Annotated in this window: 14 protein-coding genes; 13 read left to right on the top strand and 1 reads right to left on the bottom strand. The window is 47.0% G+C overall.

Annotation, left to right across the window (positions count from 1 at the left end):
- Positions 1–21: 21 nt before the first annotated feature.
- The 7 genes from AC3WTJ_RS01715 to AC3WTJ_RS01745 all read left to right on the top strand — a co-directional run bounded on the left by AC3WTJ_RS01715 (position 22) and on the right by AC3WTJ_RS01745 (position 5,509).
- A complete protein-coding gene (locus AC3WTJ_RS01715; protein WP_492520274.1) occupies positions 22–813 on the top strand; it encodes a phytanoyl-CoA dioxygenase family protein in 792 nt (263 codons plus the stop codon).
- 28 nt (positions 814–841) lie between these two features.
- Positions 842–1,801: an aldo/keto reductase gene (locus AC3WTJ_RS01720; protein ID WP_492520275.1), complete on the top strand. Its 960-nt coding sequence runs from the start codon at positions 842–844 to the stop codon at positions 1,799–1,801.
- 42 nt (positions 1,802–1,843) lie between these two features.
- Positions 1,844–3,118: a histidinol dehydrogenase gene (hisD, locus tag AC3WTJ_RS01725; RefSeq protein WP_492520276.1), complete on the top strand. Its 1,275-nt coding sequence runs from the start codon at positions 1,844–1,846 to the stop codon at positions 3,116–3,118.
- Positions 3,119–3,697: 579 nt separating this feature from the next.
- The gene (locus tag AC3WTJ_RS01730) at positions 3,698–3,898 is read left to right on the top strand and encodes a hypothetical protein (RefSeq protein WP_492520277.1); all 201 of its coding nucleotides are present in this window, start codon (positions 3,698–3,700) and stop codon (positions 3,896–3,898) included.
- Positions 3,899–4,121: 223 nt separating this feature from the next.
- A complete protein-coding gene (locus AC3WTJ_RS01735; RefSeq protein ID WP_492520278.1) occupies positions 4,122–4,655 on the top strand; it encodes a matrixin family metalloprotease in 534 nt (177 codons plus the stop codon).
- A gap of 17 nt (positions 4,656–4,672) precedes the next feature.
- Positions 4,673–5,221 (top strand): hypothetical protein, encoded by a 549-nt coding sequence (locus AC3WTJ_RS01740; protein WP_492520279.1) that lies wholly within the window; start codon positions 4,673–4,675, stop codon positions 5,219–5,221.
- 63 nt (positions 5,222–5,284) lie between these two features.
- Positions 5,285–5,509, top strand: a complete 225-nt coding sequence (locus AC3WTJ_RS01745) for a hypothetical protein (protein WP_492520280.1) — start codon at positions 5,285–5,287, stop codon at positions 5,507–5,509.
- Positions 5,510–5,684: 175 nt separating this feature from the next.
- Here AC3WTJ_RS01745 and AC3WTJ_RS01750 read toward each other — a convergent pair whose 3' ends face one another.
- On the bottom strand, positions 5,685–6,524 hold the full coding sequence (locus AC3WTJ_RS01750) for an AraC family transcriptional regulator (RefSeq protein ID WP_492520281.1): 840 nt from the start codon (positions 6,522–6,524) through the stop codon (positions 5,685–5,687).
- Positions 6,525–6,717: 193 nt separating this feature from the next.
- Here AC3WTJ_RS01750 and AC3WTJ_RS01755 point away from each other — a divergent pair, with 193 nt between their 5' ends.
- From AC3WTJ_RS01755 to AC3WTJ_RS01780, 6 genes are all read left to right on the top strand, one after another.
- A complete protein-coding gene (locus AC3WTJ_RS01755) occupies positions 6,718–7,548 on the top strand; it encodes a phytanoyl-CoA dioxygenase family protein (protein ID WP_492520282.1) in 831 nt (276 codons plus the stop codon).
- A gap of 180 nt (positions 7,549–7,728) precedes the next feature.
- Positions 7,729–9,981, top strand: coding sequence for a helix-turn-helix domain-containing protein (locus tag AC3WTJ_RS01760; RefSeq protein WP_492520283.1), 2,253 nt, complete (start codon positions 7,729–7,731; stop codon positions 9,979–9,981).
- Positions 9,982–10,307: 326 nt separating this feature from the next.
- Positions 10,308–11,150: an ABC transporter permease gene (locus AC3WTJ_RS01765; protein WP_397369573.1), complete on the top strand. Its 843-nt coding sequence runs from the start codon at positions 10,308–10,310 to the stop codon at positions 11,148–11,150.
- A 12-nt stretch (positions 11,151–11,162) separates the two neighbouring features.
- The gene (locus tag AC3WTJ_RS01770) at positions 11,163–12,035 is read left to right on the top strand and encodes a carbohydrate ABC transporter permease (RefSeq protein WP_492520284.1); all 873 of its coding nucleotides are present in this window, start codon (positions 11,163–11,165) and stop codon (positions 12,033–12,035) included.
- Between the two features lie 50 nt (positions 12,036–12,085).
- Positions 12,086–13,642, top strand: a complete 1,557-nt coding sequence (locus AC3WTJ_RS01775; protein WP_492520285.1) for an extracellular solute-binding protein — start codon at positions 12,086–12,088, stop codon at positions 13,640–13,642.
- Between the two features lie 243 nt (positions 13,643–13,885).
- Positions 13,886–17,191: a glycosyl hydrolase gene (locus AC3WTJ_RS01780; RefSeq protein WP_492520286.1), complete on the top strand. Its 3,306-nt coding sequence runs from the start codon at positions 13,886–13,888 to the stop codon at positions 17,189–17,191.
- Positions 17,192–17,194: the final 3 nt, after the last annotated feature.

The raw sequence follows: 17,194 nt of genomic DNA on the forward strand, positions 1-17,194 counted from the left end.
TGGGAGAAGGGAGTACTTCGGATGGGATTGAATCAATTAACCGCCGAGCAGCAGCAGTTCTATGAAGTTCACGGGTATTTATTAGGCCTTCCCGTCGTTTTTTCAAGCGAAGAAGTGAAGGAACTGCAAAAGGGGTATGAGCAGCTAACGGCTTTATTGCAGGGGGACGAGAATCCGTCGGACATTATGGGGTGGCATAAGACGAGCCGGTGGCTGTATGACATTTGTGCCCATCCGCAAATTATTCATTATGTTGAAGGTGCGCTGGGCAGCGACTTTTACCTGGCAGCAAGCGAGTTTATTACGAAATCGCCGCATTCGGACAAAGTGGTGCCATGGCATCAGGATTCCTATTATTGGTCTACGGCGCTAAACAACACCGTCACAGTGTGGCTGGCTTTCACAGATGTGGATGAGGCTAACGGCGCTATGAAAGTGATTCCGGGAACGCATACAGCAGGTGTGATTCAGCATAAAATTGCTGGCGATGACGCGATTTTGTCTTTCGAACTCAATCAGGGGACCTTCAGCGAAAAGGATGCGGTCTCGATGATCATTCCCGCAGGCGGTATTTCCATGCATGTCGATACGCTCATACACGGTTCCGGTCCCAACACTTCCGATCGCTGGCGAATCGGCTTCGTTATCCGCTACTCCAAGACGATGGTACAATGGGATCCGCAAACGTATCCTAATTTTGAAATGTATATGATGAGAGGAAAAGACGAATACGGGTACCATCCGCAGGGAAACTTGCCTGTGGAAGCTTTTGGGCGTCCGCCTTATGCGAAACGGATGCGTAAACGAGAATAATAGGAAACATCGCCTAGAAGAAAGCGAGATGAGTCTTATTCGAACCGACAATGAACAGTGGACGGCCGCAATTTCTCCGTTGACGCTTGGAACCGTCCAATTGGGTATGCCCTATGGCATTGCAAACCGGCTGGGGCAGCCGGATGAGGAAATGGCGGGGCGCATTTTGAATGCTGCCATGGACGGAGGCATTACGTGTCTCGACACAGCGAGTGCCTACGGGAGTGCGGAGCAGGTGCTCGGCCGTTATTTTCAACAGCAAACGCGTGCAGCCACGATTATCACGAAGTTCACTTTACAAGTAAATCGTGAAACGACGGTGTCCGACTTGGAAGCGCAAATCGAAGACAGTGTGAACCGTTCCATGGAGCGGCTTCAGACCGATTGTTTGCCTGCTGTCCTGCTGCATCGGCCGAATGTGCTCGGTCAATTCGGCAGCCAAGTGACAGAGCTGCTGTTGAGGCAGGTCAAGCGGGGGAATATCGGCACCCTCGGTGCTTCGCTGCTTTCCTTTGATGCGCAGGAATTCGAGGAGAATTGGCGGGAACTGCAGCATGATTGCTACGAGCTTGTCCAGGTGCCTATCAATGTTATGGATCGCCGAATGTTTGCGAACGGGACTTTTGATCAGCTCACTCGCTCGAATAAAAAGCTGTTTGCAAGAAGCATTTATTTGCAAGGTTTGTTCTTCATGAAGCCGGGGGCGCTGCAAGAGCGGCTGAAGCCGGCAGAGCCATGGCTTGCCCGTTTGCAGGAGTTCGCTGAGCAGGAAGGCATGTCTGTGGCGGAATTTGCTTTTTCCTACATTCACCACATGCCTGGTATTGCGAGCATTGTCTTCGGAGCCGAAACACCGGACCAGGTGAGCGCAAATATTGCGCTTTTGAATACGCCTGCCATCCGTGAGAAGACACTGCATGCGCTGGCGCAAGCATTTGCACAAGTACCTGATTATGTGATCACGCCTAACCTGTGGGAAGGCAAGTGACAGCTGACATTCAATTGAATTCGAAACATGGAGGAGAGCGGCGTGGGTATCTATTTGAAAAAAGGGGATGTCGGCCAGACATCTTATATCGCTAGTGAAGAGGCTGTCTACCGTACCGTGAAAGAAGTTATTCAGGACATTGCGATTGGCCAAGACGAAGCGGTCCGAACCCTATCGGAAAAGTTCGATCATTGGTCGCCTGAGCATTTCCGATTGAGTGCGGAGCAAATTGGGGACATCATCGCCCGCGTACCGGAGCAAGTGCAGGCGGATATTCGATTCGCGCAGCAGCAAATTCGCAATTTTGCCGAAAAGCAATTAGCAACGATGCAGGACCTGGAAGTGGAAACCTTGCCCGGCGTTATTCTTGGTCATAAACACATTCCTGTTGCCAGCGTGGGTTGTTATATCCCCGGTGGACGATATCCGATGGTTGCATCTGCGCATATGAGTATCCTCACGGCTAAAGTGGCCGGAGTCAAGCGAGTTATTGCTTGCACGCCACCGATTAAAGGCGAAATACCGGCAGCAACGATATGCGCGATGGCGTTCGCCGGAGCTGATGAAATCTACGTCCTTGGCGGGATTCAGGCTATGGCAGCAATGGCGCTTGGGACAGAAACGATTCGTCCCGTCGATATGCTTGTAGGGCCTGGGAATGCTTACGTGGCTGAGGCCAAACGCCAGTTGTTCGGGAAAGTCGGCATCGACCTGATTGCCGGTCCGACGGAAGTTCTCGTCATCGCCGACCATACGGCGGATGCGGAAATGGTCGCCGTGGATCTGCTTGGTCAGGCGGAACATGGTCCTACCTCCCCGGCTGCCTTGATCACGACTTCCGAGTCCCTAGCCAGGGAGACACTGCTTGAGATTGAAAGGCAGCTTCAAGTACTCCCTACCGCAGACATCGCAGGTGTCGCATGGCGGGATTACGGTACCGTGCTGGTCGTTGACAGCATAGAGGAAGCGCTCATCGAAGCTGATAAGCTCGCTTACGAGCATGTAGAAGTATTGACGGAACAACCGGACTACTTCCTGGCGAACATGACCAACTTCGGAGCGTTATTTCTCGGTCCCGAAACCAACGTAGCTTATGGGGATAAAGCCATTGGCACGAATCATACGTTACCCACCAAAGGGGCTGCAAGATATACGGGCGGGCTTTGGGTAGGCAAATTTTTGAAAACGTGCACGTATCAACGCTGTACGAAGGACGCCAGCAAATTGGTTGGCGAATATGTCTCCAGGCTGTGTGACATTGAGAACTTCATGGGCCATAAGGAACAGGCGGATCTGCGTGTGCGCCGTTATGGGTGAAGTCCTCTTGAGGAAGGCGCAAGCGTCGAGCCATATTATACGCCTAATGAAGTGCTGCGCAAGTTCAATTTTTTGGTGAAAAGCGAGGCATAGGTTTACGCCGATTATCGCGAGGAGCTCTCACTCAAGTAGATTGTTTCTACTGGGGAGGGCTTTTTTTTGGTTTTATCAGCTGGAAGGGAACTACAGTCCGCTATCGCCTGGAAAAAACGCATTTTCCACGTGGAAGGGGAACTACGGTCCGCTAATTTGCCAGTTTGACCTGAAAAAGGCGTCGTGGAGAACAAATAAGGGCCTGTAGTTCCGCTCGGCGAGGAAATTGCTCGTTTTTCTTCAAATAGAGGACTCTAGTTCCCTTAGAGTGAGCGCTTAGGTGGGTTCCCGCTAATAAGGTTTGGGAGTTCCGATGCTTTTCTGCCGAGTGGAGGGATTATTTCTTAGAGACGCATCCTCATCACTTACCGGTTTCACCAAGGCAGGAAGGGGTGGCTTGGCGCTTGGACGCAGAACTTTTTCGTTGCGCTTATGGAAGTTTGCTCAGCTATCGCCAAGGAGCGAAAGGAACAGTCGACGCGTATCATGCCGATAGATTTTGACCGCAGTCGGTTATCTGATCTAGGCTACTCCGGCTCGGTACAGTTCGAAGACGGTGAAATTTATGTCGTCAACTACATCGTCGAAGATGCGCCAAATGAGCAAATTCGTGGGCATAGTTTAAGGGAAAGGGATTTTATGCTGAGCGGGGAGCAAAAATATTGTTCTTGCTACACGAATTATTAAGAACCGTAAATCCAAATGGATTACGATTCTTTAAGTTCAGGAAAATTACATTTTGATAATCCCCATTAAACCGACAAATTATATAATAGATTTCCAAATGAAAATAATTGTTTACATATATTGTAATTAAATGGTAGATTATTGGTAGGAGTTAGCTGCGCAGCAATCTACTGGTAAAATAATAAATAACTTTTTTATTACTAGTATTTAGGAGGAAAATAGGGTGAACATTAGAAAAATTATTATTTCAACAGCCATATTCATTGTAGCTTTTGGTTCTACTAATGCATTTGCATACACTTATTTAGGTGGAAAACATCCATTTAAAAATTTAGTGGGAGTCGTTAAAACAGGGCTTAAATTCCCTTATAGTTCAATCTTTTTTGACTCCTTGCAGGATTGGAACAATTCAGGTGCAGGTATAAACATTACAATATCCTATGGTGGTGGTGGCGACATTTATATTGGTGGAAGCAATTATGGCAATGTTGGTTGGAATGCTCAAAATACTAACTTCCGTGAATATGTTTGGTGGGGGAACTACACAAGCTCAGCAATTGATGTCAACTATACCAACATGGATGGGCGATTGAGAGAATGGAATAAGTCAACCCTTAGTCATGAACTAGGTCACTCTCTTGGTCTTGATGATATTAATAACCCTGCTACAATAATGCACAATACTGGAAACCCTACACGTACTGTTACAACGCCTCAATCGGATGACGTAACTGGAATTAGTTTATTATATAATTAGAAAAGGAGTGAATAATCATGACTTTATCTCTAAATAAAAATAGAATTACTCTCGGATTAATCATTGCGATCTGCCTATCTGCACTACTAATCTATTTATTAAACATACCCGTTTTAACATTTAACAGTCATGGCGAGTTATCTGAATCATTTTCCACAATAGACGAACTCAAACAGAAGGCTGAGGTCATTGTTGAAGTCAATATATCTGATGCGAAAGCGGAAGTGTATAATGATGTTGTGTTTACTTTCTCGAATGCCGAAGTAAAAAAGATTTATAAAGGGGAATTACAGAATAAAACTTCTTTAAATATACTTGAAACTGGTGGAGTTCATAATAATATAGAGCACACATTCGAAGGGGAAAAAACGTTAAAGAAAAAGGATACTGCTATCTTATTTCTCGAAAAATATAATGGACCGGTCACAAAAGAAGCCTATGTTATACTTGGCATGTATCAAGGTAAGTTCAAACTAGATAAGTCAGGAGCAATCATTGGTAAAAACAAAGAATTACCAACTGATCTAAATGCAATAACAAACAAACAAAATCTTAATCTAGAATAAGAACTGATGAAAATGATAATATAACAGCAAGAGTCTGCTCCAGGTTCTTATCCCTCTCAAATTATGTGGGGGGATATAGTTTATGGTGTATCTACAGAAGCTGTACAATCAAAGGATATCGGTGAAGAAATAGGTGAAATAAGAAAAAAAGTAAGCCCTGTACCTAAAAATAATGGTGAAGCAAACGACACTGAAGTAGGGAGCAAATTATATAAAATAGTTGGTGTTGATCAACAGAAGTCTATTGCTATTAAAAAAAATGATATATATGTAAAAGCGGCAAAATAAAAATGGATTAATAATCTAAAATTTAAACTGATGAAAAATAGTATAACAGTAGAACCAGTCTAACACGTTTTTCGTGTTAAACTGGTTCTTTGTCTTAAAGAGAGAGTAAAACGAAAAGCTTGTTCGCACAAAACAACGTACTTTGGTTGTACAAGTTATATTTTCTTAACTCTAGTCACTCATCAAAATCAATACCCTGCATAAGCTTAGAATCCCCATAATTACTTTTCGCCGGCCGCCCTTTATAACGAAAACTGGACGGAGGAGCGCCATTGTGAGCTTTGAACATTTTGCTGAAATGGTAGACGTCGGTAAAACCAAGTGCGCTTGAAACCTCCGTAATGTTCATCGAGGTCTCGGACAGGAGAAATCGTGCCCGTTCCATGCGGACTCGCGTGATGTACTCCCTTAAGGAAAATCCGGTGTATTTCATGAACAGTTGGCTCAAATAGCGCGGAGAAACATTGACGTTTTCGGCGAGGCTCGCTACGGTGACGGCCTTTTCGCCGATTTGGTCGCGGAGCTCATCCATTACTTTGTGGATGAGCTGTTTGTGCATATGGGAGACCGGCGACGAAGCACCGCTTTTTTGCTGGCGCAGCATATGCAGGAGAACAAGACGCACGAGCAGGTCGAATTCTTCTTGCTGCTGGTCTTCTTCCCGAAGCTGCAATTCAACAATGCGCTGCAGGCATGTTTCCGGTACAATCGTGTCCTCTAATCGCACATGTCTTTCGGGAAGCTCAACTTCCAGACCCGGTTGGATGATAAAATGGATGAAAATGACGGTTAGCCGGTGCTCGAGTTCCTGCGTGGCCTTCACTTGATCGCCGGGTCGGATTAAGAAGCATGAGCCTTTGGAAATTGGGTAGCTTACGCCGTTGATCGTAATTTGCCCTCGTCCTTCTATGGCATACCATAGGTCGTAATCGGGCATGGGGGTTAGACGAGACCATTCCCAACCTGGCTCACAACGAGATTTTCCCACGGAGCCATTGTAAATGAAAGTGATCATCGCAAACCCTCCTTCAAGTGACGTTTGGTTTCCATTTAAACATAAGCGCAGGCTGTTAGCAACGAATTTGTGAATATCTGACACATGCAGATTTGTACAAAAAAGTCGCTCCTTGGTCCATTTTCATTCAGGATGATAAACGTTATTGTTAGTGTAATGGATGTAGATTTATCACTCTTGAAGGAGGGTTTCAATGAGTACAAATGTACAAAATTCAGAAGATATTAACCAACGCATGTACCGTTTTGACAATGTGCATCAGCCATTAGCTTCGATCAATGATTTTACGGACGAGCAAGTCAAACAGTATAAGAAAGCTGGATTCATGGCCATAGAGCAAATATTAACGGACCAAGAAGTCGGGCAGTCGATTGCTGCTGTTATGGATAACATTCATAACCGTAATACCAAGGTCAAGCTGCAATTTACCAAACCGCAGAGTGAGCTAAAGACCGATGAGGAACGAGAGTTTGCGGTAAGAAAACTTTTCAACTTCGTGGAGTTTGATGAGTCGCTGCGATCGATCGCCTATCATCCCGCTATTCTATCCGTGGTGGAACGCCTCTTGGGCGAAGAAGCTAATCTTGTGCAGGACCAGGCTTTGCTCAAGCCACCCTTCGGGGGAGCGGAAAAGCCGTGGCACCAAGATATGGCCTACAACAACTTGACATGGAAAAAGCCGGTGGTTGGCGTTTGGATTGCACTCGACGAGGCGGGACTCGACAACGGCTGCATGCACGTCATCCCACGTTCCCACATGGATGGAGCCACACCGCATTACGCGGTTCGAGATTGGCAAATCTGTGATGCGAACGTGCCGGTAGAGAAGGACGTGGCCGTTCCACTCCAACCGGGCGGAATTCTGTTCTTCCATGGCCTGTTGTATCACGGCACGCCGAATAATCATTCTTCCAAACGCCGGCGGTCGCTGCAATTTCACTATGCCCCTAAATCGGCAGAGAAGATGTCAGCGGGGGAATACAAACGGATTTTTACAAATGAGATGACTTCTGCAGAATGTTAATTGACTCCAAACATCGGATCAACTTCCGGTGTTTTTTTGCGTCTTGTCCATGGTGTTCCAAACAGGATTCGACAACAATTTTCACTCTAATCGACTATGCTAAATAAATGGAAATTGGCGGAAAATTAACGTATTCTGCTTGTTGTCAATCAAGTTATAGGTGCAGGAGGACTGATTTTGATGAAAATGAGCTGGTATCATCGCATGCTGCTGTCTTACGCTCCTCTATTTTTCGTTGTCATTTCCGTCTTAATTTTTTCTTTTTTCTCGATATTAAACAACTCCGCACAAAAACAAATCGCGATGACGGATGACTCTATTGCGAGAAAGGTCATGCAGGCCGTCGACGCGAATCTGAAGGCTTCCGAACAAATGACGATCAAAGAAATTTTTACAGATGAGAAGCTAAAAGATTTCTATACGTATACGACCGGTGATAAAACGCTATTTGATTACTTTGTCATTTCCCATAAGCTGGATGATTTCTCTTCCTTGCTGCCTTTTTCCAGCTCTATTTATATGTACAACGAACAATCTGGGAAAATTTTATCCAGAAACGGGTTATCCGACTTGGATCAGTTTGGGGACCGTGACTTTCTTCTTGCTGCTTATCATTCGAAGACGGCGCCGGCTGGGTGGACGAGTCCGAGAAGCTATCGCGAATTCATTCATGATTCAAGTGAGGAACAAGTGGTGTCATTAGTCAAATTTTTCCCATTAGATGATATCAAACAGGGAGCTGTCGTGGTCAACATCCGCGTTAGGGCATTAGTTGGATTTATCAAAGATTTGACGCGATACGATGCCGGTTTCATTCGATTGCTTACTGCTAACCTGGAGCCTTTTGATCGAAACATGGCGCTGCAGAGCCAAAGCACTTCCGTACAAGAGCTAAAGAGGGAACGGATTTTCTCTGACTATACAGGGTGGCTGTATATGCCAGGCGGACAAAGAGATCAGAAATTATCGTTGATGTCCCAATTTAGTGATCTTTGGATCATAGTGGGCATAGCGACGATCATCATTGGCGTGTTTTGGTTTACATTTATTACCCACCGACATTACAAGCCCATTCAGTCTATCGCGGTAAGGATCAATGATTACACGAAACGAAAAAGCAGCGAGCTGGCAGGGGTCAACGAGCTGAAATTTATCGAATTGGCCATCGATAACTTGTTGGAAAGGACGAGCCAGTACGAAAAACTGCATAAAGATGATCTACTGATTCGTAGAAGGCAGGTGCTGGTCGATTGGTTGGAAGGCCATAGGCTGATGAACGAAACGGAGTGGAGGAAAGAAACAACGAGATTACAGCTCCCCTCCCAGTTCGACAGACTGGCGGTGGCGGTGATGGAAATCGATCGCTATGCTCATTTTATTAGCGACTATAGCTCGAGTGACCAGTATTTGCTTAAATTTGTCGTTAGCAATGTCCTTCAGGAGGTTGCCCAGAACGAAGGGATTTTTGTTTGGAATGAATGGGTGGAGCCACAGCAAATGGCTGTCATGTTTTACTTGAATGATAGCCAGGAACATAATGGCGATAAGGTCTATGATTTCATGAAAAAACTGCAGGATTGGATTCTGGCTAATCTTGAATTTACGGTGTCCGTTGGCATCGGGCCGGAGACCCAGACACTTGGAGGCATACCGCAAAGCTATGCGGAAGCCAAAAAACATTTGTCTTACAAGCCGGTTTTTGGCTTAGGTTCACTGATTGGCAGCAGAGATGTACATGCGAAAACGGAAGGCCGGATTTTCCCTCATCTGCAATCGGTTCGCACCATCGTCAAATCGTTCCGGACGGACGACGGGCAATGGCAGACGCATATGATTTCGCTTTTTCATGCGCTAAAGAAGGGCCGGTTCTCCCAAGGGGATATCAACCATATTTCCAATTATTTAATTTATCATTTGAATAAAGAGCTGATGGAAATGACGGGAGAGGCACAGGAACTGTGGACCACGGAGTATAAGCCGGTGCTCGAAGCCTTAGTGGAGCACTCTGAAAAGCTGGAAGAATGGCATGAGCGGTTGGTTATGCTGCTTTCCGAACTTGAGCCCCGAGTGCGAGCCGCCCGCTACGCAAGGAACAGTCATGAACTCATCTGCCAAGTCAAAGTGTATATCGAAACGAATTATTACGACTGCGATTTATCCTTAAACAGGATAAGCGACCATTTTGAAATGAATCCCCGGTATTTAAGCAAGCTGTTTAAAGAGGAGTTCGGGGAGAAATTTATTGATTATTTGGTGCGGATTCGTTTGGAGGAAGCTCAAAGATTACTCCTTATGACCGATTTACCGGTACAAACGATTGCTGAACGGGTTGGCTATGTTCACGTCATTTCCTTTCACCGGGCTTTCAAAAATGCGCTCGGCATTCCACCAGGGGATTTTCGTAAAAAAACAGAGGTAAACAGCAAGGGATAAGCGGATTGGACACGTTTAAATAGAAAACAGCAAGCGCTTTCACCTTTTTATTCGGAAATGTTAAGGTGTGAGAAAAGGTTAGGACTTAGGAACAATCACTTTTCTTACATTTCGATAAGCGGCGATTCATGTTAATTGAACGTTGTCCAAACTTGGATTATTGTGGGAAGACAATGACGCAAAGGAGGGATCATATGCCTGGTAACGAACCTGCAATGGATAAGACGCTGGTCGCTCAGTACACTATTCGCTCGTCAGTCTTGAAGAAAAGCAAAAGGTTTATCGCGAGTCAGGATTGGCAGTTATACGCGCTGTTATTTTTGCCCATGTTGTATTTCCTGATCTTCAAGTATATCCCGATGTATGGGGTAACGATCGCTTTCAAAGAGTTTAATATGTTCCAGGGAGTATGGAAGAGTCCTTGGGTAGGCCTGGATGCTTTTCGTGAAATATTCCTTATGAAGGATTTCTACAAGGTGCTGCGAAACACGGTGCTGCTTAATCTATTGGATCTGTTAGTATCCTTCCCGGCACCTATCGTTTTGGCTGTGTTATTGAACGAAATTCGCATCAAATGGTTTAAGAAGGGTGCACAAACGATCTTATATCTGCCTCATTTTATCTCATGGGTCATTATCGGAGGGATGGTTTATCAGCTGCTTTCCACGAATACAGGGTTGGTAAACATATTATTGAAGTCCTCAGGAGTGAAAGCGATTCCATTTCTGACGGAGCCTGTCTATTGGGTGATCACTTATGTGGGATCAGGCGTGTGGCAAAATGCCGGTTGGGGAACCATCATTTATTTGGCGGCTCTAGCGGGCATTAATAAAGAGTTGTATGAAGCCGCGGAGGTGGACGGAGCAGGGCGTCTGCGTAAGATATGGAACATCACGCTTCCCGGAATCAAACCAACGATTATGATTTTGCTAATCATCAATATTGGGCACATGGCGAGCATCGGTTTTGAACGTCCCTTTGTTCTGGGAAATCCGCTAGTTACTGACGTGTCGGATGTTATAAGTACCTTTGTGTATAAAGTTGGGGTACAATCCGCCCGTTTCACAATCGCTACGGCCATTGGATTATTTCAGGCTGTCGTCGGACTGATTTTCCTGTTGTCATCAAACTATATTTCCAAAAAAGTGACCGACCAAGGCATTTGGTAAGGAGGGCGTCAAATGAGAGTTAGTGCAAGCGACAAGATTATCGATAGCTTCATCATCCTGCTTGTAACCGTGGCGTCCTTTATTTGCCTTGTTCCTATCCTTCACTTGATTGCCGTCTCGTTAAGTTCCAACGCGGCGATTTTATCGAACAAGGTGACGGTATTCCCGGTAGAGTGGAACACACTGGCTTATGAATCGGTTTTCAAGGATGCCAAGATGATCAGCTCATTATTTTTTACAATTATACTTGTGGTTGTTTTTACAGTAGTGTGCATGATCATGACGATTTGCGCAGCCTATCCGCTGACGAAGAAAAAGCTGAAAGGCCGGGACTTCTTTTTGATTATCATCGTATTTACGATGTTTTTCAGCGGGGGATTAATTCCGGAATATTTGCTTGTAAAATCGTTAAAGCTGACGAACACCATCTGGTCGTTAGTACTGCCCGGCATGATTAACGCTTTTTATCTAATCATTCTGAAGTCCTTCTTCAGCTCCATTCCCGAAGAACTGGAAGAGTCTGCACGGATTGACGGAAGCTCGCATTTCGGAACGTTATTTCGCATTGTGTTACCGCTTTCATTGCCTGTGTTGGCGACATTAAGCTTGTTCTATGCGGTAGGGCGTTGGAACGGGTTCATGGATGCGCTCTTCTATATTACCAATCAAGATTTATATCCGATTCAGCTGAAGTTGTACCAATTGGTCATCAGCAATCAAATGAGCGACGCGACGGCAACGGAAGGGATGAACGCTTTGGCTCCGATTCCCGAGAGTCTGAAAGCGGCAAGCATTATGTTCGCCACGATTCCGATTTTGCTCGTATATCCTTGGCTTCAACGGTACTTTATTTCCGGGATTATGATTGGCGCAGTGAAGGGTTGAAAGATGCTAACGATGAGTCCCATTCCACATGAAAAAGGGAGATGAATGATTTGCGCAATCAAAAATCGCTTATCCGGACAATTAACAGTTCACTCGCGGCCATTTTATTGGCAGGTGTGGTGACGGCTTGCTCCAGCTCAGATGGTGCAAAGGAAAGCGGGGCTAAGGGAGATCCCGTAACGCTGAAAATAGAGCTTTTCGACCGTGGCAATACGCCGCCTGGCGCTCCACCGCTTACGGAAAGTTACTTTGTCAAATACATGCAGGAAAAGTTTGGCGATCCGAATAATATCAAGCTGCAGTTTGTCACCGTTCCGCGAACAGAGGAAGTGCCGAAACTGAACGTGCTGATGTCGGCTAATGAGGCGCCTGATATTATTTTTACCTATAGTGATCCCGCTGTTCAGAATTGGGTGAAGCAAGGAGGGCTGACTGAACTTAGTGATTTGCTCAACCAGCATGGTGCGAATTTGAAAAAGTATCTAGGAGATAAGCTTCTCAGCTATGGTAACTTTGATGGCAAGCAGTACACCATCCCGGCGAAAAGAATTATTATCGCCAGCTCGACGCCAATCATCCGCCAGGACTGGCTGGACAAGCTGGGGATGAAACCACCTGCAACGACCGATGAATTCTACACGGTGTTGAAAGCATTTAAGGAGAAAGATCCGGGCAATACGGGAGGCAAGGTTATTCCTTACGGTATTCGCTATAACAATAACCTTGATCCTCTGGTCCGCACGTTTTGGAAGAAAATGACGGAGGAAGAATATTACTCGCTTCCGGATTTGATGAAACCGGGCAATAAAGAAGGGTATAAGTTTTTGAACAAGCTGTATAACGAAGGTTTGATTAGCCCTGATTTTGCCCTGGATAAGGACGGTAAAAAGTTTCAAGCTGATCTGGTGAACGGATTGATCGGCTTTGCGATCACCAATACGAACGAACCTGTCTATCAGTCTTATTACTCCACCCTGCAGAAGAATGTTCCGAGTGCTACGCTGCTGCCTGTAGATCCGTTCACGAACTATGAAGGCAAACATGTGAAGCAGATTTACCACCCGCTGTCTGCTCATCTCATGATACCGAAAGCTAGCAAAAGATCTGTTGAAGCCATTAAGTTTCTGAACTGGATGTCGGATTATAAGGTGATTTTCGACTTGCAGAACGGAACGGAAGGGGTTACTTACAAGAAGGGCGATGACGGCATTCCGGTTATTTTGGACTCAGATGATGCGAAAAAGGTGATGTACAATTATTTGGATTACAGCATGCTCATCAATGGTAAAGATATGGGCGATCAGGAAAAAACGTTAAAAGCAAACGCGGCTGATCCCAAATATAAGGATTTCACGATGAATAGTATCAAGGTTGGCGATCAGGACGGGCAGCTGCCGGCGCGTTTTGACAGACCGATCGAAGCCCAAATTAAATACAATCAAACCTTGGGTGATAAAGCCATTGAGATTTTTGTGAAGACGGTAACGGCAAAACCGGCGGATTTCGATAAACTTTACGACGATATGGTTGCGGATTATATGAAAACCGGCGGTAAAGAGGTCATGGACGAACAGAAGAAAGTGTATCAGGAAATGAAAAAGAAGTAATTGCTGTGTAAACGAATACAACAAGGCTGCCAGGAATTTTGGCAGCCTTATTACGTATGTTGCAGGTAAGTTTGGCTTGAATTCATTGATTTCGCAAGGATGTGCAAACCGGGCAAGATAGTTGCAGAGCGAATTAGGCACGTCAAAATAGTGCGATTGTTAGGGCAAAGTTACTTCCTTTATAGTGATCAATAGATGGAAGCAATATTTTCATATACGTACATGCCGAGGAGATGAACTTAGATGGCTCAGTTTAATATGCAGTCTTTTGCACAGCCGGAAGCGGAATATCGCATTCATCCGTTTTGGTTTTGGAATGGTGAAATGGACGACGAGCAGATTCGTTATCAGATTGATGAAATGGCGGACAAGGGGTTGGGGGGATTTTTCGTCTGTGCGAGGCAGGGGTTGGAGATTCCTTACTTATCCGATGCCTGGTTTCAAAAAGTACGCGTAGCGGTCGAAGCGGCCGAACGCCGCAATTTGCAGGTGTGGCTCTACGACGAGTACCCGTATCCGAGTGGAATCGCCGGCGGCGAGGTGACGTTGGAGCATCCCGAGGCCAAGCACTATACACTGGAGCATCGGGCCGAGCGGGTGCAGGGCGGAGAGCATGTGTCCATGGAGCTGCCGTGGGCGCGTATTTTGTATGCAAAAGCGATTCCTGTCAACTCGAACGGTGACAAGCTGTGGGACGAGGCGGTGGATGTCCGTTCATCCATCGGGAACTTCCAGGCGGAGCCGATTTTTCAGAAAGCGGGCTTGACGAGTTATAACCAAAAGCGGTTCTTTACGTACCGTACGATTCAGAAGATGGAGTGGACGGCGCCCCCTGGTGATTGGGAAGTACTGATCATGCAGGAGAAGGAAATCGAGGATTTCAAATATTACGGGACGTTCGTCGATCCTTGCCATCATGAGGCAATGGCGACGTTTATTCGATTAACGCACGACAAGTATGCGCAGCACTTGGGCGAATATTTCGGCGGCACGATCAAGGGCATGTTTACCGACGAGATCGGGCTCTTGGGCAAGCTGCCGTGGTCGCCGCAGCTGCCGGCTTTTTTCATGGAGCAGAACGGATATGACTTGCGGGAACATCTGCATGCGCTTCTGTATGAAGAAGGGGAGCAGTCGGCTCGTATCCGTTATGATTACTATCAAGCGATTCATGAGCTTCTGCTCAGCTCCTATCATAAGCAGGTGCATGATTGGTGTGAACGGTTTGGGCTTCAATACGTAACTGAAGTGCCGTCCGTACGGCATACGACACAGCGGTACAGCCATGTGCCCGGTGGAGATACCGCGCATGAAAAGCTTGGGCGTTCGCTGGACTGGATTTTGAATAATCAGGCGGAAAGCTTTCGTTCCAGCGCCAAAATGGTCAGCTCCATTGCGCGCCAGTTCGGCCGCGAGCGCAACTTGATTGAGTGCTTCCACAGTGTCGGATGGTCCATGACGCTTCAGGACGCGAAGTGGATGATTGATCGTATGGCTGCGCAAGGCACGAACTTTTTTAACTTCCATGCTTTTTTCTATACGCTGGATGCGCTGATGAAGCATGACGCGCCGCCTTCTCAGTTCCTGCAAAATCCATATTGGCCGCATTTCAGGCAGCTCGGCGATTATGTCGGCCGGATCAGTTATGTCATGAGCTGCGGCGAAGCGGACATTCGTACAGCGGTGCTTCAACCGACAACATCGCTGTGGGCCTACATGGGCAATCCCTTCCACCATTTTGATTATGGCGGTAAGAACACGGATGAGAAGCGTAAGCTTGACGACTTGAAGGCCTGGTGGACGCGTATTTGCAACGAACTGACCTACAGCGGCAGAGATTACGATCATTTGGATACAGGGCTGCTCGCGGAAGCGGTGGTGGAGGACGGCAGGATAAGGCTGGGCAATGCCAGCTATACCAATGTGATCGTGCCGCCAATGACGAATCTGGAAAGTGGCGCATGGGCGAAGCTGGAACTGTTCCTTGCACAAGGTGGAACGGTCATCAGCATGGGGCAATTGCCGTATCAAGCGATTGAAACGAATGGCTTGGACGCAGCTTCCGCAGCGAGCGTGTTCGGTTTGCAGCAGCCTAGCGGAGAGCATTTCTGGAACGAAGGCGCCGCATCAGCGCCGGTGTGGTCCAAAGGCGCTGCGAGCGCGTATCATTTGCCATTCGCAGCAACGGCTGACGAAGCTGCAGTGCTGGGCAGTCTGTCTATGCTGCTTGAAGAGCTTCATCCGCTGGCGGTGAAGCTTGAACCGGCATACGGCGGACGGAGTATTCTCCTGCAAACTCGGCAAATCGATGCGGACAGTTTCCTTGTTTTCATAAGCAATCAAGAAGAGGCTGAGCGTGATTTGTCTTTGCAAATTTCAACCGCTCTCTGGGAGGAGAGTGTGGGTCATGCGGCTCTGTTTACAGAGCTATCCTTGGATCGCGGCGACGAGGCGCCTGTGCAGGCTGAACTTGTGGCTAGCGGCTGGACGCTGCCGGTCTTCCTGGGTGGCTACGAGTCCAGACTTTTCTGTATCACGCGGAGTAGAGCTGTGCAAACCTTGCCAGACCAACCTTGGCAGCTCACCGTCGATGCGTCGGAATCGACCTTATGGACCATGCAAACCGATGAGGATAACGCGGTTCGGCTCGATGCGTTTCACCTCTCGATTCCTGGTGTGAACAGCTTGGCATCTGGAGCGGAGGAGGACGCGCCCGTTGTGCAGGTCAAAACGTTCATTGACCAATGTGCGGACTTGACGGCTTCGACGAAACTGCCGGTACAGATGAGCCAATTGTTCGGAACGCCGATGCGCATCAGTATGGCTTATCCGCTTGTGGCCCGGTATTCTACAGCCATCGTCGTGGACAACCAACTGGATCGGGTGTTTCTTGTGATGGATCAAGGAGCGCTTTCCGGAGAAGGCTCGATTTCAATTAACGGCCATCGTCTTCAGAAAGTGGATTTCGCGAGACACGTTTTGTATGACTACATGAACGTAGGTTGCGAAATTACAGCGTATCTGCAGCCTGGTGTCAATGAAATTTCAGTTGAGGTGACGATCGAGCAGGATTGGCATGGTTTGATCGATGCGCTGTATCTAACGGGCAGCTTCCAAGCCGGCTTTGACGCCGAACAGCGTCCTGTCTTGAAACGTCCGGTCGTCCAGGAGCATCCGCTCGCGGCAAGTCCATATGCAGGTTATCCGCATTTTGCCGGAACGATGACCTTCAGCCGTGAGCTTCAGCTTGGCCAATTGCCCGATGGGGATATCTTCGAGCTTACCTTTGAAGGACTGGATCGCGAGTTCCACGACGTGGCGGAAGTGCTGGTGAACAAGGTGTCACTTGGCGCCCGTACTTGGATGCCGTACCGCTTCAGCGGCCCTGCTTCCATACTGACGGAAGGTACGAACCGTATTGAAGTTCGCGTGACCAACACGTTAATCGGCTTGCTGGAAGGGAAATATTTTGATTATGCGAAGCACGAATTGAAGCCGGCTTACACAGCCCAGCGGGTGCAGTCCTACCAGAACCCGGAAGGAGAGTAAGAC

Source organism: Paenibacillus sp. FW101-FHT12H11 (assembly GCF_058790355.1).